Annotated in this window: 20 protein-coding genes, 1 tRNA gene and 5 pseudogenes; 7 read left to right on the top strand and 19 right to left on the bottom strand. The window is 56.1% G+C overall.

Translation table 11 applies throughout. From position 1 onward, the window contains the following. Positions 1-51: 51 nt before the first annotated feature. A pseudogene (locus DSM25558_RS07025) lies at positions 52-998 on the bottom strand (amidase family protein); the annotation flags it as partial. Between the two features lie 233 nt (positions 999-1,231). Beyond that, a pseudogene (locus tag DSM25558_RS28165) lies at positions 1,232-1,375 on the bottom strand (IS3 family transposase); the annotation flags it as partial. On the opposite strand from DSM25558_RS28165, the pseudogene DSM25558_RS07015 reads away from it, so the two are divergent. Then, a pseudogene (locus tag DSM25558_RS07015) lies at positions 1,372-2,548 on the top strand (helix-turn-helix domain-containing protein). The pseudogenes DSM25558_RS28165 and DSM25558_RS07015 sit on opposite strands and share 4 nt — an antisense overlap. Before the next feature lie 118 nt (positions 2,549-2,666). On the opposite strand, the gene DSM25558_RS07010 reads toward DSM25558_RS07015, so the two are convergent. The 6 genes from DSM25558_RS07010 to DSM25558_RS06985 all read right to left on the bottom strand — a co-directional run bounded on the left by DSM25558_RS07010 (position 2,667) and on the right by DSM25558_RS06985 (position 8,427). Continuing rightward, a complete protein-coding gene (locus DSM25558_RS07010; RefSeq protein WP_077103198.1) occupies positions 2,667-3,437 on the bottom strand; it encodes an inositol monophosphatase family protein in 771 nt (256 codons plus the stop codon). Continuing rightward, positions 3,437-4,309 carry a glycerophosphodiester phosphodiesterase family protein gene (locus DSM25558_RS07005; protein WP_244554134.1) on the bottom strand — a complete coding sequence of 291 codons (873 nt, stop codon included), beginning with the start codon at positions 4,307-4,309 and terminating at the stop codon, positions 3,437-3,439. Before DSM25558_RS07005 ends, DSM25558_RS07010 begins: the two co-directional genes overlap by 1 nt. A 54-nt stretch (positions 4,310-4,363) precedes the next feature. Beyond that, positions 4,364-5,227: an ABC transporter permease gene (locus DSM25558_RS07000; protein ID WP_077103194.1), complete on the bottom strand. Its 864-nt coding sequence runs from the start codon at positions 5,225-5,227 to the stop codon at positions 4,364-4,366. Further along, positions 5,224-6,075, bottom strand: a complete 852-nt coding sequence (locus tag DSM25558_RS06995) for an ABC transporter permease (protein ID WP_077103192.1) — start codon at positions 6,073-6,075, stop codon at positions 5,224-5,226. The genes DSM25558_RS07000 and DSM25558_RS06995 overlap by 4 nt, the downstream gene beginning before the upstream one ends. Next, entirely contained in the window at positions 6,075-7,115 is a 1,041-nt protein-coding gene (locus tag DSM25558_RS06990; RefSeq protein WP_077103191.1) for an ABC transporter ATP-binding protein, read from the bottom strand. The genes DSM25558_RS06995 and DSM25558_RS06990 overlap by 1 nt, the downstream gene beginning before the upstream one ends. Before the next feature lie 82 nt (positions 7,116-7,197). Then, positions 7,198-8,427: an ABC transporter substrate-binding protein gene (locus tag DSM25558_RS06985; RefSeq protein WP_077103189.1), complete on the bottom strand. Its 1,230-nt coding sequence runs from the start codon at positions 8,425-8,427 to the stop codon at positions 7,198-7,200. Positions 8,428-8,570: 143 nt separating this feature from the next. On the opposite strand from DSM25558_RS06985, the gene DSM25558_RS06980 reads away from it, so the two are divergent. Further along, entirely contained in the window at positions 8,571-9,719 is a 1,149-nt protein-coding gene (locus DSM25558_RS06980; RefSeq protein WP_077103468.1) for an ROK family transcriptional regulator, read from the top strand. 199 nt (positions 9,720-9,918) lie between these two features. Beyond that, a pseudogene (locus tag DSM25558_RS29215) lies at positions 9,919-10,225 on the top strand (ABC transporter permease); the annotation flags it as partial. Positions 10,226-10,437: 212 nt separating this feature from the next. Here DSM25558_RS29215 and DSM25558_RS06975 read toward each other — a convergent pair. From DSM25558_RS06975 to DSM25558_RS28770, 10 genes are all read right to left on the bottom strand, one after another. Continuing rightward, the gene (locus tag DSM25558_RS06975) at positions 10,438-11,733 is read right to left on the bottom strand and encodes an LLM class flavin-dependent oxidoreductase (RefSeq protein ID WP_077103187.1); all 1,296 of its coding nucleotides are present in this window, start codon (positions 11,731-11,733) and stop codon (positions 10,438-10,440) included. 14 nt (positions 11,734-11,747) lie between these two features. Next, positions 11,748-13,088 (bottom strand): MmgE/PrpD family protein, encoded by a 1,341-nt coding sequence (locus DSM25558_RS06970; RefSeq protein ID WP_077103185.1) that lies wholly within the window; start codon positions 13,086-13,088, stop codon positions 11,748-11,750. A 2-nt stretch (positions 13,089-13,090) separates the two neighbouring features. After that, on the bottom strand, positions 13,091-13,879 hold the full coding sequence (locus tag DSM25558_RS06965; protein WP_077103184.1) for an amino acid ABC transporter ATP-binding protein: 789 nt from the start codon (positions 13,877-13,879) through the stop codon (positions 13,091-13,093). Between the two features lie 13 nt (positions 13,880-13,892). Then, positions 13,893-14,606, bottom strand: coding sequence for an amino acid ABC transporter permease (locus DSM25558_RS06960; protein ID WP_244554138.1), 714 nt, complete (start codon positions 14,604-14,606; stop codon positions 13,893-13,895). Between the two features lie 65 nt (positions 14,607-14,671). Further along, positions 14,672-15,418 carry an amino acid ABC transporter permease gene (locus DSM25558_RS06955; protein WP_077103180.1) on the bottom strand — a complete coding sequence of 249 codons (747 nt, stop codon included), beginning with the start codon at positions 15,416-15,418 and terminating at the stop codon, positions 14,672-14,674. A 23-nt stretch (positions 15,419-15,441) separates the two neighbouring features. Continuing rightward, positions 15,442-16,278 carry a transporter substrate-binding domain-containing protein gene (locus DSM25558_RS06950; RefSeq protein WP_077103178.1) on the bottom strand — a complete coding sequence of 279 codons (837 nt, stop codon included), beginning with the start codon at positions 16,276-16,278 and terminating at the stop codon, positions 15,442-15,444. Between the two features lie 806 nt (positions 16,279-17,084). Further along, positions 17,085-17,378 (bottom strand): type II toxin-antitoxin system RelE/ParE family toxin, encoded by a 294-nt coding sequence (locus tag DSM25558_RS06940; protein WP_077103174.1) that lies wholly within the window; start codon positions 17,376-17,378, stop codon positions 17,085-17,087. Next, entirely contained in the window at positions 17,375-17,683 is a 309-nt protein-coding gene (locus DSM25558_RS06935; RefSeq protein ID WP_077103172.1) for a type II toxin-antitoxin system RelB/DinJ family antitoxin, read from the bottom strand. Before DSM25558_RS06935 ends, DSM25558_RS06940 begins: the two co-directional genes overlap by 4 nt. Before the next feature lie 641 nt (positions 17,684-18,324). Further along, a complete protein-coding gene (locus tag DSM25558_RS06930) occupies positions 18,325-20,139 on the bottom strand; it encodes a methyl-accepting chemotaxis protein (RefSeq protein WP_077103466.1) in 1,815 nt (604 codons plus the stop codon). Between the two features lie 93 nt (positions 20,140-20,232). Next, a complete protein-coding gene (locus tag DSM25558_RS28770; RefSeq protein WP_159442479.1) occupies positions 20,233-20,403 on the bottom strand; it encodes a hypothetical protein in 171 nt (56 codons plus the stop codon). Between the two features lie 354 nt (positions 20,404-20,757). Between DSM25558_RS28770 and DSM25558_RS28765 the strand changes: the two genes are divergently transcribed. The 4 genes and pseudogenes from DSM25558_RS28765 to DSM25558_RS06915 all read left to right on the top strand — a co-directional run. Continuing rightward, positions 20,758-20,907, top strand: a complete 150-nt coding sequence (locus DSM25558_RS28765) for a hypothetical protein (RefSeq protein ID WP_159442478.1) — start codon at positions 20,758-20,760, stop codon at positions 20,905-20,907. 219 nt (positions 20,908-21,126) lie between these two features. Beyond that, positions 21,127-21,339 carry a hypothetical protein gene (locus DSM25558_RS28160; protein ID WP_159442477.1) on the top strand — a complete coding sequence of 71 codons (213 nt, stop codon included), beginning with the start codon at positions 21,127-21,129 and terminating at the stop codon, positions 21,337-21,339. Then, a complete protein-coding gene (gene tnpB / locus DSM25558_RS06920) occupies positions 21,336-21,614 on the top strand; it encodes an IS66 family insertion sequence element accessory protein TnpB (RefSeq protein WP_077103169.1) in 279 nt (92 codons plus the stop codon). The genes DSM25558_RS28160 and tnpB overlap by 4 nt, the downstream gene beginning before the upstream one ends. 134 nt (positions 21,615-21,748) lie before the next feature. After that, positions 21,749-22,352 (top strand): annotated as a pseudogene (locus DSM25558_RS06915) (IS66 family transposase zinc-finger binding domain-containing protein); the annotation flags it as partial. A 264-nt stretch (positions 22,353-22,616) separates the two neighbouring features. Here the strand turns inward: DSM25558_RS06915 and DSM25558_RS06910 are convergent. Next, positions 22,617-22,693 (bottom strand) — tRNA-Met (locus DSM25558_RS06910). Positions 22,694-22,913: the final 220 nt, after the last annotated feature.

The raw sequence follows: 22,913 nt of genomic DNA, 5'->3' as shown, positions 1-22,913 counted from the left end.
ATTCTGCAAAAGATCAGCAAACGTCCAATGAATGCTTTCATGCTGATAACCTCATGGCTTGATTGACTGGATATAGGCCCGCCACCCGCCGAGGTGCGTGACCTCGCGGGCACTTTCGGTGGCATAGGGCTCGTAGAGGAAACCGGAGACCTGACTGCCGTCATCCAGCGTGACCTTGCCGATACAAAGTGGGGCGTGGATATTCTGGACGAAGTGACCGAATGCTTCCGGTGTCACGTTGCAAACCTCGACAGCAAGGCCTGGCCCGGCAAAGCCGGGAGCGCAGATGAGGCCGGGTTTTGGTGACGTCGTATTGGGAAGCACGAAGAGCCGGTAATCCGCTGCCGTCCGGCAGGCCTTGACCAGCCGGCCGCCGGGGCGGGTCAGTTCATGGTTGAGCGGCATGCCCGAAAGATGTGCGCCAACGACGACGATCGGGACCAAGCCGTCGTCCACTTCCATAACGCGCGAGACATCGGCAAGGGTCGCGGATGTGTCCCTTCCCATTCCGGGGGCAAGTGCTCTGTGCATCGCGTCCGCAAAAGGCGCAAGGGCATCATCGGAAAAGGCCGGGCCAAAGAGCGTGACACCGGCCGGGAGGTGTTCATCAGGATCGAACCCGGCCCGGATGGCAATTGCCGCATAACCGAACAGATTTGCGAAGTTGGTGTAGCGGCCAAAATGCCCGTTCCTGATGATCGGCTGCTCCAGCATGGCATCTACCGTATAGATCGTGGGTGATGTCGGCGGCATCAGCACATCGGCTTTTTCCCACTCAGCCAATGTCTTCTGGCGAAGCGCTTCCAGCCTGTAAATCCCTCGAAGGCATCGACTGAGCTGGACTGCGTGGCTCCAGAAATAATGCTGCGCACGGTGGGATCGAAAGCTGTCGCGTTGGTCCCGAAGACGCCCTTGACCGACGCCAGCCGTTCGGCAACCCACGGGCCGTTATAGAGCAGCTCTGCCGCTTCCCGGAAAGGCGCGCACGATTTCGGCACCCAGTGCTTTTGCACGCAAATGTTCGAGTTTGCGCAGATCGCCACGTCAATCACCACCAGTGACACAAAGACTTCCAGTTACGTCAAGGTCAACGATGCGTATTTGCGCCTCACTGGACGCAGGTGGGAAGATATTAGGGGGCAGAGGCTGACCGGCGAAGATGCTGCTATAGACAATCCGGCCCGTGATCGCCGACAGGCGAATGAATTCATTCGCCCATAGGCGCCTGGGCAAAATATGCAGACGCCTTGCGCAGTATCTCATTGGCCTGACGACGTTCGCGGTTCTCGCGTTCCAGCGCCTTCATCTTCTCGGCCACATCGCTCGGTAGACCGGCACGCTTGCCAGTATCGACTTCCGCCTTCTTCACCCATTCCGTGGAGAGAGACTTCGGTCATGGAAGAGCGTCTTCGATTTGTCGCCCGGCTTCTCGAGGGCGAAGGGATGAGCGAGGTATGCCGGGATTTCGGCATCTCGCGCAAGACCGGTTACAAAATTTTCAATCGCTACAAGGCAAGACGGTCTGGAAGCACTGACGGACCGATCCCGGCGTCCTGTGCGCTACGCCAATCAATTGCCCGATGCCATCGAGACAATGATCGTCACGGCCAAGAAGAGCAAGCCGCACTGGGGTGCCAGGAAGATCAGGGAGTTGCTGGTCAGGAAGCTTTCCGGCGATGTTCGCGTGCCGGCCAAAAGCACGGTCCATGCCATTCTCGACCGGCACGGCCTGGTCACCCATGCCCGCAAGCGACAACGCCACAGGGCCGGAGGAACGGCCTTGTCGCAAGCTATGGCTGCCAACGATTTGTGGTGCGGCGAGTTCAAGCTCGGTGATGCCAGATACTGTTACCCCTTGACACTCACCGATCAGGCCTCGCGCTTCCTTCTTGTCTGCGAAGCCTTCGCATCGTCACGCGAACAGGGCGTTCTAGATGCCTTCCACCGCCTGTTTTGTGAACGCGGCCTGCCTCTTGCGATCCGCACCGACAATGGCCTGCCTTTTGCCTCACCAAATGGCCTCTATAATCTGTCGAAACTGTCTGTCTGGTGGCTGCGGCTGGGCCTATCGATCGAGCGCATCAGGCCGGGCCGGCCGCCACAGAACGGCCGCCACGAGCGCATGCATCTTACCCTCAAGAAGGAAACAACCCGGCCACCCGGCAAAAACATCCTTCAGCAGCAGGCGCGCTTCGATGCTTTCGTCAGCGAATTCAATTGCGAGCGGCCGCATGAGGCGCTCGACATGAAGGTGCCTGCTGATGTCTATATGGCATCGCCAAGACCCTATAGCGGTCTGCCTGACGTCGAATACCCCTTCCACGATCTCGATACTCTGGTGACCAACTGCGGTCGCATCTGCAAGCATCACAAGAAGATCAACATATCAACCGTCATGGCAGGACAACGCCTCGGCCTGAACGAGGTTGATGACGGCATTTGGCTCGTCAGCTTTATGCAGTATGATCTGGGATATATCGACTTGGAGCAGAAAACGTTGCAAACCATCGACAACCCGTTCGGCACCAGGTTGTCACCTATGTCTTAGGTACGAGATGTTACCTATGTCTCCGGGTCGGACACATCCGACGCAGGCGATTAGACAACGGAATCGAACTGTCGACCCATAAACTTCTTTCTCAAACTCATCTGCGTGCTGCATTAAGCTATTGAGTTTCATGCCAAAACTCGCCAGCCGCGGTCATGAGTTTGGGTGTTCCGGCAGCAATCCAGGGAATGCCTGATTGGGCGCGGACGCCAATTCGCACGTCGAGGCCAGCTTCACGGGCGAGAACTGCTCCACCTGCGATATCCCACATGGTAGTCAACTTCTGAAAGTGCCCATCGAAAATACCGCGTGCTGCGAAGGCAAGCCCGATGGATGTGGAACGGATCGATTCCACCACCCAGCCCGCGTGACGGAGACCAACATTAAGCGCTGCGACCTCCTCCGCTTCCTTCGATGCACTATCGCCCAGAGACATGACTTGAACGTCTTCAAAGGATGTATCGCGGCTTATTGCTCTGCCGTTCAACAGCAGACCCGTTCCATCCGCGGCGGCGTAAACCTCCTTTAGGACGGGAATTGCGACGACACCAAGTTCCGGTCGCCCACTACGAACGAAACCGAGGGATATGCCCCACAGGGGAGAGCCTCGCAGAAAATTCGCCGTACCGTCGATCGGGTCAATGATCCAATAAGCGCCATCCGCACGCCCACCCATCTCCTCACCCAAAACAGTCTCGCCCGGAAAAGCCGCATCCAGACGCTCCCGGACGAGGCGTTCGACACTGGTATCAGCCTCGGAGACGAAATCCTGAACGCCTTTGGTTTTGGTTTCTATGCCAATGCGCGCATGGAAGAATGTGAGAGCCAAGACTACCGCCTCGTCGATGATTGCGATAGCCTTGGCCAACCGTTCGTGTTGCACCGTCATCACTGACCTACCACAGTTGCGTGGGTCTTTAGCCAACCCTTGAAGGCATCGACTTCGTCTGTCTGGATCGCACCGACTCCAGCTTCAGCAAGGGTGCCCCAGACGCTGTCGGGACCGCGGAGCGCGCGCGTATCGTTGAAATCAAGGCAATGGGAGACGTCGAGCGTGTTGATCCAGAGGCGGGTATTCTGACGCTCCAATTCTTTACGACCCGCGGTGAGGTCTGCAATATCTGTGAACTTGACCTCGATCATCGGCGCATGCAGCGCTTCGATCCGGTGCAGATCGTCTGTGAAGTGGCCTGAACGCACTTTGAACATCGGCATATGAGGAATTCTACCGAACCAGTCCGCGTCGAGAATATCGAAATGTGCCGCTTGCGGGTCGATGTCCGTTTTGACAAGCACCTGATCTTCGATGCCGAGCCGCAGCACCGTTTCAATGACCAGAGGCAGGTCACGCGTAAATTTGGTGTCGATGTTGACGGTGATCTTGTCGCGGATTTCTTCGAGTAGTTCTTCCAGCGTGGGAACACACTCGTCAATGAGTTCGGCGTCGGCACCCCCTGCCCCAACTCGCAGCTTCGCCGCTCTAACTACATCGAATGGCAGCTCGCTGACAGTTCCAGTCGCGCTCGTCGTTCGGTCGAGCGTCTCGTCATGAATGACGACCAACTTGCCATCTGCCGTCGCTTGAGTATCGATTTCGACCATGTCCACGCCAGCGGCAATCGCTGCACGGACTGAAGCAAGCGAGTTTTCCGCCGTTCTCGTCCAGAGTCCGCGATGGGCTATCGTCAGGATTCCCGGGTTGCTCCGTGAGCAGATGGACAAGACATTGCAGCTATCGCTGACAGGATTGGAAGCAGTCATTATTGCAGACATAGTTTCGACTTTCAGATGTTGAGATCAGGCGTTGAGGTGAGATCAGATTTTGCCCATGCCCGCCGCCATCAGATCATCACGCAGAATGCGACCGGCAATGACGAAGACCATGAGTGCGGGAAGAAGCAGGATGAAGGACACGATAGAGGCAAGCGGAAGCTGCATCGAATAGGGATCAAGATACATGTAGAGCTTGATCGGCAGCGTCTGGACGACGGGGGCGCCGACGATGAAGGACTTGTCGAACTCCTCGAAGCTGCCGATGAACGACATGAGGCCACCGGCAAGTAGGCCGGGTATGGCAAGCGGCAGGATGATGTGGCTGACGATGCCGACCGCGCCTGCACCAAGCGAGCGCGCGGCGTGGATCAGATCGTCGGGAATGGTTTCAAGCGCCGCCGTCATCAAACGGATCATCAGTGGCAGGGTGCCAACGATTTGGACGAGGATGACCCCTGGCACTGAGTACGCAAGACCCAGCACAAGAAAAACCTGTCCGATACCCACGGCAACGACGAGGCCCGGAATGATGATCGGCGCAAGGATGAAGATTTCCACCATCCGCTTCAGGCGGAAAGGAAACCGTGCCATGGCCCAGGCGGTTGGCAGGGCGATTGCGGCTGTTGCGAACGTGACGACGATGGCGATCACGATGCTATTCAAGGCAGCCTGTATAAGATTGGAATCCCCCAGAACGCTTGTCCAGCGTTGCATCGTGTAATCTTTGGGTATCACAAGCGGCGGCGACCAGCCGTCGGCTATGCTCCACAGGAACATAAGCGCAAGCGGGACGGCGATGGCCAGCCCCAGCGTCGTGTAAAGTCCTATCGAGACCCAAAGTCGATCTTCTTTTTGGAATATCCGGCGGCGAGGAATGGCGATCGCGTTTGTTACTACGGCGCTCATTGGGCATTTTCCCGGGTCTGGCCGATGCGAGACGTCAGCGTATAATACGCGAGCAGGACAACGACTGCGAAGAGGCTCAAAACCATTCCCATTGCATAGACCTGATTGAAGCGGCCCTGATTGAACTCCTGCACCATCAAGACCGAAAGCGGACGAGCTGTCGGTGGCCCGACAATATCGGGGATGGCGTAGGACCCCATTGACCCGATGAATGTGAGAAGAATAGCGGCCGTGATGCCGGGCATGGCAAGCGGGACCTCAACAAAGATAAAGGTCTTGAAACGGGAGGCACCCATTGTGCGCGACGCATATCTGATGTCTTCAGGAATAGCGGCGAAGGCAGTTGTGATGATGAGCGTCATGAATGGGATCTGTTTCCAGACACTGGCAAGAATGACGCCAATACCCCAGTCGTCGCGCACAAGTTTCGGCAATTCCAGCCCCAGCGGCGCGACGAGACGATCCATAAACCCGCCGCGTTCGAAGACGACGATGATCATCAAGCCGACGATGATGCCAGGCACAGCCATTGGCAGCTTGTAAAGTCCGCTGAACAGCTTGCGACCGATGAAGCTTTTACTAATCAGAAGCGCCAGCGGCACCGAGACGACAAGCGAAACAATGACCGGCATGACGCCGTAATAAATCGAGGTCCTCAAACCGCGGATCATGGAAGGCCGCGTGAAAATCCGCTCGTAAAGCGACAAGGTGAAACTGCCATCCTCGAGCCGGAAGCTGCCGAGCAGCGCCGATAGAAGCGGCCCGCCGAAAAAGACGATGAGATAACCGACACCGGGTGCCAACAGGACAAGCAGTTGAACGCGCCGGTCGCGAAGAAGTCCCTGCATTATGCGGCCTCCTTCATCGGGCCCTCGTCTAGCAGGTGCACGACACCAGGAAACTGGAGCGATACGCTGCGTCCCGCGTCGATCAGATAGTCTGCACCGGATTGGCTGACACGGACCTCCGTCTGACCGATCTCCACCGAATAAAGTGCATTGGCACCCATAAAGGAAACGGCAGAAACCGTACCGGCACCTGTCTCGTCGGCTGTAATCGTTATGTTCTCCGGGCGCACTGAAATCTGCGCTGGCCCGATGGCCGCCTTGTCGAGTTTGACGGATTGATCCCACGGCAACTGCGCCTGCATTCCATCGGCATTGACGTGGAGCAGGTTGGTCTGACCAAGGAAACCTGCGGTAAAAGCGTGTTTGGGCGCACGATAAAGCTCAAGCGGCGTTCCCACCTCCACCACCCGCCCGGCATTCATGACCACGATCCGGTCTGACATGGCCATGGCCTCCGCTTGATCATGCGTCACATAGATACTTGTGGCACCAATCCGCCGGTGGAGTTGCGTCAGTTCATGACGCAACGTCTCCCGCAATTTCGCATCGAGGTTGGAAAGGGGTTCATCGAACAGCAGCAGACTGGGCTGCATGACAATCGCGCGTGCAAGCGCCACACGCTGCTGCTGCCCGCCCGACAATTGTCGCGGCATCCGGTCAGTAAGGCCGGAAAGATTGCAGATCTCCAGCGCGTGGGAGATGCGACGCGCGCGTTCATCCTTAGCGATCTTTTTCATACGCAAACCGAAGCCGAGGTTTTTCGCGACCGACATATGCGGAAACAGTGCATAGGACTGAAAGACCATGGCAACGTCCCGCGCTTCTGGCGGGGCTGTATCGATACGCTTGCCACCCAGCCATACTTCACCACCGGACTGTTCGCTGATGCCCATGAGAATACGCAGCAGCGTCGATTTTCCACAACCCGAGGGGCCGAGAATGGTGACGAATTCACCACGCTCCACATTGATGGACACTGGATGAAGGGCACGGCTTGCGCCATAATCCTTGGTGATATCGCGGATTTCAAGTTCGCTCACGACGATACTCCTTCCCTGTTCCCTACGTCGCAGGGCCACGGACTTTCAGAAAAAAGCCAATGGCCTGCTGTTCAAGACGTCGTTACTGATTCAACACTTTTTCATCGAGTGCTTCGGCAAGAGCTGTCGACATGTCCCAGAATGCCGGAACGGAAAGCCTCGGATAGACATCCTTTGGAAGGACATGCACCTGCGTTGCCTCGGGCATCAAATCGTTGGTCACATCCAGACGTGGGGAGCGTGAAGCCTTGTTTTCCAGCTTCCAAAGCTGGAACTCCCTGCTCATCGCCATATCGATCAGCAGCAGCGCGGAGGCGACATGTTTGGCGTTGGCGGGAACGAAGATCGCGTCGCCGGAGCCGACCTGACCTTTTTCAAGCAGCGTCAGACGGAAGGTTTCCGGCAATTGCTTGGTGCCGAGGAAGCTCATCACCTGATCCTCCCAGACCGTGCCCATGTAGAGCTGCTGGTTGTTGATCAGGTTCAGCGTATCGGCGTTGCCGTTCGTCAATTCCGCGACAGCAAGCAGACGACGGTAATAATCCCAGACAGGTTGGAGGCAATCGGATGTCATCGCCCAGTCCTGGGCCTGCTGGAGAGTCTTGTTGTAATCGGTCAGTTGCTTGCGGCATTCACCGCTCAGATAGTTGAGAGCAACGGAGTAGATGAACCCGCTGCCCGATCCGCCCTTCGCAGGCAGTGTCACACCAAGTCGCTTAGGGTTCTTTTCAGCCCATGCAAGAAGATCATCAAAGCTCTTGGGCACGTCCTGCACCTTCACGAAGGCTGAGTCATAACCAATCGCCGTCTGGTTGAGGTGGACCAGCGGAAAGCTGCCGCCATGCGGCTTTCCGAAAACGGTCTCGGCAAGGAGCGGATCGTAATTGGTCATATTGGGCAGTATTTTCGTCAGCGGAATATTGCCCACCACACCTTTGGTCGACAGCAAGGGATAACCACCACCGCCGGCGAAATAAGCATCCACGGGAGAGTCCTGCCCGGCTGACTGAACCGCGATCAACTGCTGATTTGCCTGGTCGCCTTTCACATCACTGTAAGCAACCTCGATACCGTATTTTGTTTCGAACCGGGTGATCAGCTCCTTCCATGTATCTGCGAAGCTTCCCGCAAAATTATACATGGTGACTGTTCCTTCTGCTTTGGCAGCGGGAACCACGATTTCGTAGAAATTCTCGCGCGTAACTTTGGCAAGATCGAAGTCGAGGTTTTTCATATTCGTTTCTGCCGACAGGCAAGGCGCTGCCGTCATCGCCAGCGCGAGCGCGGCAATCGCAATGGATTTCATAGGCATTGGTAGCTCCTCCTAGGGACCCGGTGTTCACTGGCTCCAATTAATACACTTAAGGTGTAATATTTGTGACAGTCCAGTGAAAAATGCTTTTACAAGCGCGTGCGCTGGTTGCGACCACCCCGTTGAGCCGCTATCCAAAGTCCATGACCATCGATCAAAACCCGCGCTCCATCTATGATCGCCAGCCGCTGGCCAGCGAGAACGAACGCCTCATTCTGGATATCGTCCGCCGCCATGGTCCAATCTCTCGGGCATCGATCACTGGCCATACGAACCTGACGCAGCAATCGGTGCATCGTCTGATTGAAGGGTTGCTGCAGCGCGGGTTTCTGCGCACTGGGGCTGCGCCGAAAGGCACCCGAGGCCAGCCGAGCCCCAACATTGAACTGGTGCCGGAAGCATCCTATTCTCTTGGCATTTCCATCAACACCGATTCTGTTGTGATCTGCATCGCTGATTTCCGCTGCGACATCGTGGTCGAAGAAAAGCTGAACATACTCCCAAGCGACCGGGAGAAAACACTAGCCGCACTCTCTCCCGCCTTGGAACGCTTGCTCGGGAACCACGGCGTCCCACGCGAAAAGCTGATTGGGCTTGGCTTCTCGATGTCAGGATTTTTTGTATCGCAAGACCGCGCCTTTAATGCGCCAGAGCCCTTACGAGACTGGTCGCTGATAAATCTGAAACCAATACTTGAAGACAGGTTCCGCCTGCCGGTCTGGCTTGAAAACAATGCCACAACCGGGGCGATCGGTGAAAGCCTACGCGGCGTAGGCTCATGGTGCCAGACCTTTGCCTATCTTTCCTTCAATTACGGTTTTGGCGGAGGGCTTGTTCTGGGTGGCCAGCCATTTCACGGCTTTTTCGGCAATGCTGGCGAATTCAGCGGTATCTATAATCCGGACGAATCTCCCAAGAGGCCCGCACTGCAATATCTGATTGAAACACTGCAAAGGAATGGCGTTGACATACAGTCTATCGAAGCGCTCTATCAGAAATTTGATCCAACCTGGCCCGGCGTGGAAGAGTGGCTTGGTCACACAATGCCTCAGGTGGACCGATTGGTTGCCAGTCTCATCGCAGTCATCGATCCTCAAGCCATCGTCTTCGGAGGGCAGTTGCCGAGAAAGCTCGGCAAGATGATGATCGCCCGCGTCCACATGCCCTCAGAGCGAGAACATCGCTACGGCGTCGGCCCACAGGAGGCCAAATTGGTTCTCCGAGAGACCGCAGGCGATCCTGCCGCCATCGGCGCGGCCTTGCTGCCGTTGAGGATGCGGTCGTTTAAGTAGTGGTATGATCGCGTAGATTGTTCACGCGTGTCCAATCGCGAAACTGCATTTCGATTTGCTCGCCTTGAAGGAATCTGAACTTGTGTCACCCTATTCGCGCGCTTAATGTTCTAACACTACTCGGCTTTTTAAGGCGTCACCTGGACGTAATCGTATTGCTTTCTATCTCAGTCATTCCTTGTTATGCCTGTATTCCAGTTCCATGCGCGAGATAGATCACTCGTTGATCGAGGCTGTTCGCACTGTGGGCGGCAAAGCTGGTCAATCGTTCGCGAAGTGCTGGTGCCGGAGGCGTCGCCGGGTGCCGGCTTTCCCGTGACATTGGTGACGCTGATTGGCGCTTCTGCAATGGCGGGTGCCAAAAGAGCTAGTGAACTGGGCGATCTTGCTATTCGTCAGGAATTTCAGCGTTCGAAACAAAGATGATAATCGCACTGGTTGCCGTTCTGATATCGGTTGCGGCATCCAGTGGATCGACGCGGGCTGCAGCGCGACTGGATCGTAAATGCAATCCTCAAGAACACGCGCTAGCGACAGCAGTGCGCGTATTATTTATCCTGAAGGCTCCCTACGGCGTTACGTTGCCGAGTTGACTAATGGTTATCCGTGGTGGAGGTTGGTTGGACTTATCAAATCAATGACGACCAGCCTCACTGATGCGAGACCGGCACCACAGCCAACGCCATCGGCATTGATGTCGTCGGCTGGGTTGGATTCGTTAGAGCGGCGGGCGCGCTAGACCGAGATGATCGCGTAGCGTTGACCCCTCGTATTCCGTGCGGAACAGACCCCTTTCCTGAAGGATCGGGACGACAAGCTCCGTGAAATCCTCAAGCCCTTCCGGGAAGAACGGTGGCATGACGTTGAAGCCGTCAGCGGCGCGGCCTTCGAACCATTCTTGCATGCGGTCGGCAATTTCGACTGGCGTGCCAAAGACGATATGGTGGCCTCGACCGGCAGCCACCCGCAGAGCCAACTGGCGGATCGTCAGGTTTTCGCGGCGTGCCAGCGCGGTCAGAAGTTCGGCCCGGCTGCGCAACTGGTCGGAGATCGGCAAATCCGGCAATAGACTATCGGGATCGTATTCGCCAAGTCTGTGGCCAATGCGCTCTTCGAGAAGCGGCATGGCGCTTTTCAGCTCTGTCCACTGGTCGAGTTCAGCAAGTTTTTCTGCAGCTTCTTTGGCGGTACGACCGACGACCGGCAGGAAGCCCGGCATGACGGCGACGTCATCGGCCTGGCGACCGAATTTTTCGACGCGAGATTTCAGGCTTTTGTAGAACGCTTGAGCTTCTGCGAGGCTTTGCTGGGCGGTGAACACTACGTCGGCCGTACGGGCGGCCAGATCCTGACCGGGGCCCGAGGAACCGGCCTGAATGAGGATCGGATGGCCCTGTGGCGAACGCGGAATGTTGAGCGGGCCTTTGACCGAATAATATTTGCCCTCGTGGTCAAGGATATGAACCTTGTCCGGGTCGGCGTATACTCCGCTTTGCTTGTCCTTGACGAAGGCGTCATCGTCCCAGCTGTCCCACAGGCCGCGTACAACATCGACGAACTCTTCGGCCACCGCGTAACGTTCGTCGTGCTCGGGATGCGACTTGGAAAAATTATTTGCTGTGCGTGCGTAGGATGTCGTGACGATGTTCCAGGCGGCGCGGCCATTGCTCAAATGGTCGATTGAGGAGAAAGAACGTGCCGTGTGGTAAGGCTCGCCGTAGGTGGTAGAGGACGTTGCAGCAAGACCAATCTTCTCTGTTACTAGCGCAAGCGCAGCTAGCAATGTCAGGGGTTCGAAACGGGCGATGGTCGAGGGATGTGCATCCACGCTGCTGGTGAGGCCGTCTGCCAGAAAAACCATATCGAACTTTGCCTGCTCGGCCATTTGCGAAACGCGGCGCAACAAATCAAAGTTTTCGCTGCCTGCTTCCGCCTTCGGGTGACGCCAGCCGGAAACGTGATGCCCAGCACCTTGAAGGAACAGGCCCAGATGGATTTCTCTCTTGGCGCTCATGGTAAACTCTCTCGTCAAACGAAGTTTTTATTAAGCAGCGAAAGAAGCTGGGCCAAATCGGCCTCGCTCCTCATGCTGCGGACAAGGTCTGGAATATCTGCAAAGGCCGAGTTGCCAGCGGTCGCGTCTTGAAATTTTTTCGTTGGATCGGTAACGCCCGGCAGGCCATCAAAGCGGCGGTTGATTGTGCTGCCATCTTTCAAGGCGATATCCAGCACGACAAACCGCGTGGTCGGATCACTCGACATCCGCGGGGCCGACGTATCATGTTGGCGGCTGGCACGGCTGGCGACCGCCATGATACGCGTGTTGACCGGCCGTTCATCGAAATGGTCAAGCCGCAAAGCGCCATCGAGCAGGGCTGCGGAGAACACATATTCCGCGCTGAACCGCGCTTCAATGCCATTGCTCGGCTTCGTTACAACCAAAGCCGCATCCGCACCCGGCGGATAGGTGAAGGTGATCGTGTTTATTTGCTCGGCGTCCAGCCCTTCACCGTGAAGGTTGATACCCAGCGAAGCGACGGGGTGGCTGGCGGTGCAGCAGGGATAGGCTTTCAGCGTTAAGCCCGGCAACACGATCTGCCATGGCCGCCCCCAGTTTGCACTCGTCAATTGCGGCTGTCCTGCGCCAAAAGCGTAGGCGGCGTACAAGCTGACCGGATTGTCTAGAAAGTCAGGTGCGCCACCGAAGCCCGCCGCTGCCAATCGTGCCGCTAGCAGGCCGGACCTTGCGGCCATGCCGGCATGATAAGGCTTCGCATCGAAACCGAACTGCAAGCGCAGTCCGCTGGCTTGCGTTGCGGCAAGGCCAAGCGCGATAGCCGTCTCTTCCACAGATGCGTTGTTCAGGTGACAAATTGCTGCTGCTACACCCACAGGCCCCAGCGTTGCGGTGGCGTGGAATCCATTTTCATAGTGCTTAGAGCCCAGGGAAAGCCCCAACCGCGCCATGGCTTCCAGCCCTACGACATAAGATGCGATGAAGGCTTCTGCGCTGAAAGTTCGCTCTGCGGCGAGTGCGAGCAGCGCTGGAACAATTACCGTTGTCGGATGGCCTCGCACGCTCGCATGGACATCGTCGTAATCAAGCACGTGGCCCGCATAGCCGTTCAGCACAGCTGCGACAAGAGGATCGGTTTGTTTGACGCTGCCAACGAGTATCGCCTTTCCCGGCAAATCAGCACCGATGACACCCGCCAAAACACTCGTTGTGCGGTCGTTGGCTCCCGCGATTGTGCAGGCGAGAAAATCTATAATCGCCATGCGCGCCACGCCCATTGCAGTGTGATCCTTGCTCGGATCAGATTTGACAATCGCTTTGGCAAAGGCGGTTGTGAATGCGGTCTTGGCCATGATCAGATACCTTCGCCATCGCGGATCGAAGCACGGGCACCGGACAAGCCGCTGACGAACTGGCGGATACGGGAATTGTCGGAATCGTGGAATATCTCCTTCGGCGAACCGTGAGCGACTATGCGACCATTTTCGGTAAACACCACCGTGTCGCTGATCTCCTCGGCAAACCGCATTTCGTGGGTGACGAGTATGCTGGTCATGCCATCGCGGATTAGGTCGCGGATCACCCATAGAACCTCGCCGACTGTTTCAGGGTCGAGCGCCGAAGTCACCTCATCGAAAAGGACGAGTTCCGGCTTCATGGCAAGTGCGCGGGCAATCGCCACGCGCTGCTGCTGGCCGCCGGAAAGCTGGCCTGGATAGGCGTCAGCCTTTTCAGACAGCCGGACTTTTTCGAGCAATTCACGAGCAAGTTTTTCGGTTGCCGTGCGGTTGGCACCGAGAATGCGCGTCGGAGCAAGCACGATATTGTCGAGAACAGTCAGATGCGGGAATAGATTGTACTGCTGAAAGACGATGCCAACCCGCTTGCGCAATTCGATGCGCTCACTTTCCTTCGTCAGTTCATCGACCCGTGTGCGTGCTACGGTGATCCTCCCGCTTTGCGGCATAGCCAGGGCGTTGATGCAGCGAAGCAGAGTGGACTTCCCCGAGCCTGAGGGGCCAATAATCGAGACGGCGTCGCCTTTGTTGACCGTGAGATCTATGCCCTTGAGCACCTGGGTATTCCCGAAAGACAGATGCACGTCTTCCAGTTTTACGATCGCGGTATCTGTAGATGCAGTCATCGTCAAAAATCCTTCAGCCCGCGTTGAAGCGCTGTTCTAGGCGGCGGGTAAGCCGAGCGATCGGGTAGCAGATCGTGAAAAAGGCAGCCATCACTGCGACATAGGCAATGATGGTGAAATCAAGTCTGCGCACGGCGGTGCTGGCATCTGTTGCCGCGTGCATCAATTCATGAACGCCGACAAGGGATGCCAGCGATGTGCCCATAGCAATCGAAGAGGCGACGTTCATCCATGGCGGCAGCGAGCGGCGCACACACTGCGGCAGGATGACGAAGCGCAGGGCCTGCATGCGAGAAAAGCCAAGCCCTTTGCTCGCTTCCCACTGCGTCGTCGGTATGGAAACGACGGCACCGCGGGTGATTTCTGCGATGTAGGCGCTGGCAAGAATAGCAAGACCTATTACCGCCTTGATCCAATCGGGGAATGGCAGATAGTTGCCAAACAAGACGATCTCAAAGGGAAAGATATAGGTGGTGGCGAAGATCAGCACGAGCGCTGGCGCGTTGCGAAAAATCTGGACGTAGATGGCCGCTGGCCAGCAAATAAACCAATAAGGTGCCAGTTGCATGAGACCGAGCAGAACGCCAGCCGTGGTCCCGATCGTAGTCGCGCAGAGTGCGATCACGATATTCATCGAAAAGCCGGAAGCGAGGTAGGGAATCCAGTCCAGCAGTTCCTTGCCAAGTGTCAGGTCTACGAGAGACCATACGACAACCAGCAGCGGCATGGCGACGAAACCGGCATAGCGCAGAACACGGCTGCTTGTTTTGATTGCGTGTGTGTATGTCATGCTCAAAACCCATATCCGGGAATGGCGAGCCTGCGCTCCACCCACGAGCCGGCGCGGGCGATCAGGAAGTTGATCAGGCTGAAAAAGGCGAGAAGGACAATCATCAGCTCGACGACATTGTCGCGCTGTGTCCACACCATAATAGATGCATAGGTGATTTCGCTGACCGCGATGGCATTGCCCACGGTTGTTGATTTTACCAGGCTGATGAGCCCGTTGACGATGGCTGGCAGGCAAGCGCGAAAAGCGAGCGGTATCTGTACAAAACGCAGGATTTCGAACTGGCTGAAGCCCATACCGCGTGCCGCTTCGATCATCGAGGAGGGCACGGCTTCGATGCCGCCACGGATAGCTTCCGCGTGCAACGCCGCAACATGCAGCCCAACCACGGAAACCACCCAGAAGAAAGGTGAAAGCGGATTGTTCTGTGCGCCGCCAAACAGGTTGGAGACAAATGTGTTGAGCACGAGAAAGCTGAACATGAGCTGCACGAGCGTCGGCGTATTGCGCGTGAGCTCCACGAAAGCACGCACCGGCGCAGACAGCCAAAGCCTGCCTGAAGTCAGGCAGGCTGCGAAAAACAATCCGAAAATCAGGCTGACAGGAATGGTGATGGCAACAAGATAAAGCGTAGTAATGAAACCATCGCGCCAAATTTGGGCTTCGTAACCCGTCGCCAGAAATTCATAATTAAGACCCAGCCTGCCCGTCAGATCAACGAACAGGCTGGTGAGATTAAAATCATTCATAAGATTTTACCGCTGGCTTTCGCTCATTGGGCAGCAGAAAGCTTTTTGTTCTCTTCCTCCAAATACTTGGTATTGAGCAAGCGGTTTGCCTTTGCCATCTCGAGCAATTTGCCTGATGTGTGGAGCTTCTTCACGGCATTGTCGAGCGCAGTCCTCGTGTCGTCTTCGTCCTTGCGGAGCCAGATCACGGAATCGGACGGGATCAACTCTTTCGGGAACGGAATGGCGTAGTCTTTCCATTCGTCGGCGCGGTCAACAAGCAGCAAACCCACGGTCGCTCCGACATGTACTGCTGCAACGCAGTTACCACCTTGGAGCGCCAGCAGCGATTCCGGCTGGCTCGGCAGAGCCTTTACGATGGCCCCATATTCTTCGGCCAATGGCTGGGCGTAGTTCGAACCCTGCGAAATGCAAACTGGCTTGCCCTTGAGATCAGCCCAGTCCTTCAGGCCGCTATCCTTGCGCACAACGGCAGCGCCACCGGCGCGGTCATAAGGTGTCGGCACGTAATCAAGAATTTTTGCACGTTCGTCGGTATATTGCATGTTGGCAATGAGGATATCGACCTTGCCCTGCTGCAGAAACTGCACACGGTTTGGCGGGGTTACCGTCACTGTTTCCAGCTCGACACCGAGATCGGTGGCCAGCGCTTTCGCCAGATCAACATTGTAACCCTTCTGTTCCTGCGACTTGGGATCGATAAAGCCAAAAGGCGCGCCTGACAGGATCACCCCAACAGTCAGCTTGCCCCGGCTCTTTATACGATCAAGCGTGGCGTCAGCCGAAGCCTGCGTGGCCGCCAGTGTCGTGATCGAAATTGAAAGCCCGACGATGACTTTGGTTAAGACGTTGGCGAACATTGAGGGCTCCTTGTTTCGCGGGACCATAGACAAAGGTTTTATTCGCAGCGAGGAGCAATTTTTCAAGAATGTGCGCAAAAATGAAATATTTTAACGTTGAAAGGAATTATTTCCGGCGTGGTCGCGAGGAGATCGCGAAGGATGAGCGTAGCGAACTATCAAGAAGAATTCGGACCAGTTGCACGCTTTTGTGTTTGCAAACGACTTGTGAAAAGGAGCGGGCAACATCACGGCAACAACGAGCATTGGAGAGCAGCGATTTTGGCCGATTGAATTTAGTGATTCTCCTTTTTTCGGCACAGCCATTCACGACGGGCATGGCACGCGTGAAGATCTCACTGGGCTGATGGTGATTTCGAATGCGGAAAGGCTTAGTGAAGAGGATCCGTTTACTGCGCAGGTGATCGCAGATACTGCACATCGCCCCCCCAACGCTGACAGAACCTATCGAGAACTGCTCGAAGAGAAAAAAGTAGGGAATGAAGACCTAGACGTTGGATGCGGAAAAGCATGCGAAGAGAAGGCGGATCCCCGGTGAAGCCAGTCGAGCGATCAGGATTTGGATCGAAAACGATCGAACGCGCGATGACAGCGGAGCTCGGTGCAAAGGAGGTTTCGGCTTACCAGATTCCAGGCGTTACCTGTATAATTACGGCTCCGCTCTACCGGTTGATACTCGCGTCCAGTCAGAGTGGTGGCACGTAGCTTGATCCGCTAAAAATCCGTTGAGGCAAAAACATGTTCCCAAGTCTCTAGAGGTACGCCTTGAATGGAATCGAACCGTCGCCTCTGCGCGAACGCAGTCGTCAGCTTAGCGGCAGTTGTTCCGGCCATTCCTGCGCGCCATGGAGTACGCGAAGAATTCGAACTGTCGTCTCGGTAATCAAATAGGCGGCTACATAAGGAGTACCATTGATGACGAGTTCGCGTGTCACGGCAATTCTACCCACGCGCCCACTGGCAGGAAAATCGAGCAAGCGATGGGCGGCGACTACTATCCGTTCATCGATCAATATGGCTGCTGTAGAATTATCTGCCTCGATGTGTGAGAAAATAGCGTCGCGATACGACACGGCAAACGCAGACCAAGTCAGTTTCACGTTTCTGGTACACCAGCTTTAAGGCGGGCCGCCGCTCGACGTGTGGCAAAGAGCGCCTCGACTTCGTTGTCCGATAAATCCGGTCGAGTATCGTTCAACGCTTCGAGCACCTTGGTCCGAAACCAAGCGTCATGTGCTTCACTGCCCGATAAAAGTTCAAGAGGCAGCGCGCCCTCGTTGGCAGTCCGGGTGAGCATGATACGAACTGCATCAGATACCGTGAGGCCCATGCTTTCCAGCACAGCGGAAGCACGGTCCCGAACTTCGGAATCAATGCGTGTTTGTACAAGAGCGTTTGCAGCCATGACTATCTCCCACAATTTGCAAGACAGTAATGCAATTGCATGACGATTTCCAGACTAGAGTGTCGATATTCCGCTCGAAGCGCTTTTAAGCTCTTGGTGGGATTAGCACTCGCGACCAGCAGTTATAAATCCGGCGAAGGGATTGATTAGAAAGAGTCTTCCGCCCGATCTTCATGGCCGTATGGATTAATCTCTGCGATCAAATATAGCGCGATAGTTAATGGCGTTGATGATTGTTGTGGTGAAGCTTCATATGGCACATCAGAGCGACCAGTCGAAGCCGATCAACATCACAATATCGCTTCTGCCCGGTTTGCGCTGCCAGCTCAATAGCGGAAATTTGCGGTGCCTTACTGGCCTTGAGAGACAAGCTTTGATGAGTAGTAAGAATGTTGACCCGCGAACAAGTTGGCCCTCTTCAAACGACGCGTCCAGATGTCATTTTAGTTAGCGTCGAATTCGCGCTAGGCCCTCGTGCAAAGACACAGTTCCATTTCCTGTAGTCGGGTGGTGCTGCAGTTAAAATTAGAAGAACTAAACCTTATGATTGGACCAAAAATCCGCGGGCGTTAAATAACTATGGCCGGTAACGGCAAACGGGCGCAGCAAGTCGCGCCCGTTGAGGTTTATCTCGGCTCAGATCAGGCAGCGCGGGACATGCCGCCAGCCGTCTTGTCCCCAAGCTGGAATCTGGACAGCAGTGAACGCAGATGATGACTTTCTTCCGCAAGTGTCTGGCTTGCGGCCGTCGTCTCTTCCACCATAGCTGCATTTTGCTGGGTCATCTGGTCCATGTGGTTCACTGAGCTGTTGATTTCATGCAGCCCGGTTGCCTGTTCGCGGGCCGACGTTGCAATCGTGTTGACGTGGCCGTCAACACGATTGACCAGAGACATGATCTCGTTGAGCGCATCGCCGGTGGAACGCACCAGTGCGACGCCGCCTCCCACTTCTTCCGCAGAACTGTTGATCAGCGTCTTGATCTCCTTGGCCGCTTTGGAAGAACGCTGCGCCAGTTCACGCACCTCCTGCGCGACAACAGCAAAGCCACGACCCGCCTCACCCGCACGTGCCGCTTCGACACCGGCATTAAGCGCGAGCAGATTGGTTTGGAAGGCGATCTCATCGATGACGCCGATGATCTGGCCAATCTTTTTCGACGAATCCTCGATGCGGCCCATGGCCGAAACGGCATTGCGAAGGATTTCGCCGGAACGACCGGCGCTGTCCTTGGTCTCCGTCACCATCTGGCGGGCTTCGTTGGCGCGCTCGGAAGCGGTCCGCACAGTGGCGGTGATCTCGTCGAGTGCGGCCGCTGTTTCTTCAAGCGCCGCCGCCTGCTGTTCGGTACGGCGTGAGAGGTTACCCGTCGCCTGGCTGATGTCGGATGCGCTGTCGTTGACGACATGGCTCGTGTGGGCAATCGCGTGGATCACCTCATGCAATGCGCCAACAGCACGGTTGAAATCCGAACGCAGCTTTTCATAGTCTGCGCCGATGTCCTTCAACTGAACCGTCAGATCACCATTAGCGAGGCTTTCCAGCGCCCGGCCGATCTCGCCCATCGCATGGGCCTGACGATCAGAAGCGGACCGCAGCGTCTGTTCATTGCCGCGACGCGTTTCCTCGAATGTGCGCTGCTGGTCGGCCTCGCGCGCTTGCAATTCACTGCGCTCGTTGACGGAATTGCGCAGTACCAGAAGCGTGTTGGCCATGGCGCCGATTTCATTGCGACTGTTCGCGAACGGAACCTCAGCCTGGCCATCACCATCGGCGATTCGTTTCATGCTGTCCCTGATCTGGCCAATCGGGCGCGTCACGCTCCCAACCACAACGGCAGCGGCGGCAAGAACCACCAAACCGCAGACAATACAGCCGATCGCATAGAGCAAGCCTTCGCTCCAGAATGCTGCCTTGAGGTCATCGACGTAGACACCCGTGCCGACGACCCATCCCCATGGCGCAAAGCCGGCAACATGTGAGAATTTTTCGACGGGGTCTGCCGCACCCGGCTTTGGCCAGTAATAATCAACGAAACCGCTGCCACTGGTTTTGACGGTATTAACGAATTCCACGAACAGGAACTTGCCGTTGGGGTCCTTGTTGGCACTCAGATCAGTGCCGTTCATTTCAGGCTTGATAGGGTGCATCACCATTTTCGGACCCATATCGTTGATCCAGAAGTAACCGCTTCCCCTGCCGTAGCGCATGGCTGCAATCGTGGTTTTGGCCTGTTGCTGCGCGGCCTCGCGAGACAATGTGCCGTTTTGCTCCAGGCGATAATATTGCTCGAGAATAGCGACGGCCGTCTGGTTCATCGCCTCAAGGCCTGCCTTCCGTTCCCGCTGCAACCCACGGTAACTCTCAAATAGACTAAATGTGAGAGCGGCGGCCATTATAACGAGAAACAGTGCGACAAGCGTGTAGAGACGCGTGGATACCGTAGTGTGCTTCATCATTAAATTGCTCCACCCAAGGATTGAAGGAGGAAGGTTATACGAGAAACATTTATGATGAATAAATTCGCTTTTTTCCCGCCATACGGCCATCTAGACTTGACGAGCAAACATAAGCCAAATGACCAGACTGTCTAAAACGCCGTAAACCTCAAGAAAGCGCAGGACGATCGTCGTCGCGACCTCGTTCGGCAGCAGGGTGTAGAGCGCGACATCCAGCTGGCAGTGACCAGCGCGTGTGATAAGGTCGATAAGGGCTTGCATGGAATTCTACCTTGCTAGGAGCGTTGCCCCTCCAGTAGTGACGCTCGCAGGTGAAAGTGGAGACCTCTCCTATCGCGAGAGGCACCGGTCGGGTTGGCCGAGATGCGAATCGTCCTAGGATCTGTTCGGCGGGAAGCTGCATGCAGCGGTTGACCTTCAGCATCCGCGTGATCTGTCTGACGAAAAGCTACTCTATGAAAAAGGGACTGACCGACGCGTTGTTTCGGACAATCCTGATTTATGTCGCAAGTTCCCGGCGGCCACCGCACGAGTTGCTCAGGCCCTCCCTCGCAGTGCTGGGGAATGATGACACAGCCCGCCAGCCTCGATGACTTGAAAACCGCGAGAGAGCAAATGACGGCGGATCTCCTTACAAGGTTCAACGACAACGCAATGTGCTTCCTGTTTACGCTTCATGATGGCGAACCAGATTTCGAAAAACCGGGTGCCACGAGCAGCGTAAGCGGCAAGGAGACCCCATCTGGCGCGGCTGATGCTGAGTAGGGTAATTTCGGGCATACGAGTTCTCTCAATGTGAGGATCTATGTCTAGACCTGCGGCTAGCCTTGGATTGGTGCGAATGATCGAGGCGGTGCCCGATCGCCTTGACGGGTCGCCGCGACAGTTGCGACGGTTCTGGTCCGACGAATTCAAGGCCACAGCGGTTGAGTAGGCCTGTCAGCCCGGTGTGAACCTGTCGCAGTGGCGCGGCAGATCGGGATCTTGCCGTCTCAACTCTACCGCTGGCGTAGAGAACTATTGGGCAGTGATGAGCCTGGACAAGCAGCAGCGGCAGTTGATCCGCAGAGCGTCGCACCTGACCCCGACCCCGACCCCGTCGTCGAGATCGACATTGACGGTATCGTCGTGCGGGCCGGTCGGCATGTCGAAGAAGCGCATCTGCAGCGTGACATCCGAGCGGTTCGCTCAGCATGATCCCGGCAGGTGTAAAGGTCTTCCTCGCCAGCCATCCCATCGACTTCCGCAAAGGGCCGGACAGCCTGCTGTCGCTGGTGCGCGATGCTGGCAGTGATCCGTTTAACGGCTCGCTTTATGTCTTCCGGGCCAAACGGGCCGACCGGATCAAGATCGTCTGGTGGGATGGATCCGGGGTCTGCCTCTACTCGAAACGGTTGGAGAAGGCGCAGTTCTGCTGGCCGCGGGCACAACCGAGTCCAGCTGAACCATGCCCAGCTCATGGCGCTCGTTGACGGCATGGACTGGAAACGGGTGCGCTCGGTGGGGGTGAAGCCGCCGGAGATTGTTGCGCAAATGCTTGCGGCAAAGTGAATCAACCGTCTGAAAGGGCAGGAAATCCGGAGTAAAATATGCTTTGGTAGGCCTTATGACGCCGCCCGATCTGCAGCTTCCGGATGATGTAGAGATGCTAAAAGCCACAGTCCTTGCCATGGTCGAGAAGGCAGCGAGCACCGATGCTCTTGAGAGCGAGGTCGCAGACCTGAAAGCCAGAAACGCCGATGCTGATGAGCTCATCGAACGACTGAACCAGATCCTGAAAGCCTTCGATCGTGCCCGCTTTGGCCGGCGATCGGAAAAGCTCGGATCTCAAGGCATCGATGATGAGCAGCAGGCTTTTGTCTTCGAGGAAATTGAGACCGGCATCGCGGCGATCCGAGCCAAGGTGAACAAGGGTACCGCCAATACTGAAAAGCGTCCGCCGCGACCGCGCAAGGGCTTTGCGCCTCATCTGGAGCGAGCCGGATGAACTGCCCGAACACATCGGCAAACAGAAGGTGCTGATCGGAGAAGACGTCTCGGAGCGACTGGACGTCGTACCGGCGAAGTTCCGCGTCATCGTCACCCGCCGACCGAAGTATGCCGTCAAAAATGAAGACGGCGTCATTCAGGCAGCCGCACCCGCGCACATCATCGAGGGCGGCATTCAGACGGAAGTGCTTCTCCCCCAGATCGCGGTCTCGAAATATGCCGGCCGAACTTTACCGCGTATGTCTAAACCATTCGACGAGCGCACGAGGAAAATTGTTACGAACGTGATTGTCGAAATGGTCCCGAAGACCGCGTCAAGGTGTAAGGCGCGCACCGCTTATATTTAAGAGAGGAAGGTGTATAGAAACTCGCATTTACCCTGCTTCGTGCAAGATCGACCCCCATGCGCGTCGCAAATGTCTTCTCGAATGTTATTGTGAGGAGATTGGCATTCTGTCTTTTGATGGTTGAAATTTGTTTGTTTTTGGTTGCGGGGGCAGGATTTGAACCTGCGGCCTTCAGGTTATGAGCCTGACGAGCTACCGGGCTGCTCCACCCCGCGTTACCAGGTATTTGCTATTGCAAATACCGACACAGCAAACTCTTGGAGTTTGCGTCTCTACCCGACTTTTGCATAGCAAAATGTCGTCTTACTCAGCGTAAATCCCGAGGGGATTTATCGCGCCAGAGCAAACTCTTGGAGTTTGCGCCTCTACCGGCGCAAATCCCCTTGGATTTGTCGCCTCTACCCGACTTTTGCCGGAGGCAAAATGTCGTCTTTT

It is taken from the genome of Agrobacterium sp. DSM 25558 (genome assembly GCF_900100825.1).
Classification (GTDB): Bacteria; Pseudomonadota; Alphaproteobacteria; order Rhizobiales; family Rhizobiaceae; genus Agrobacterium.
This window is presented reverse-complemented; position numbering and strand designations above follow the sequence as displayed.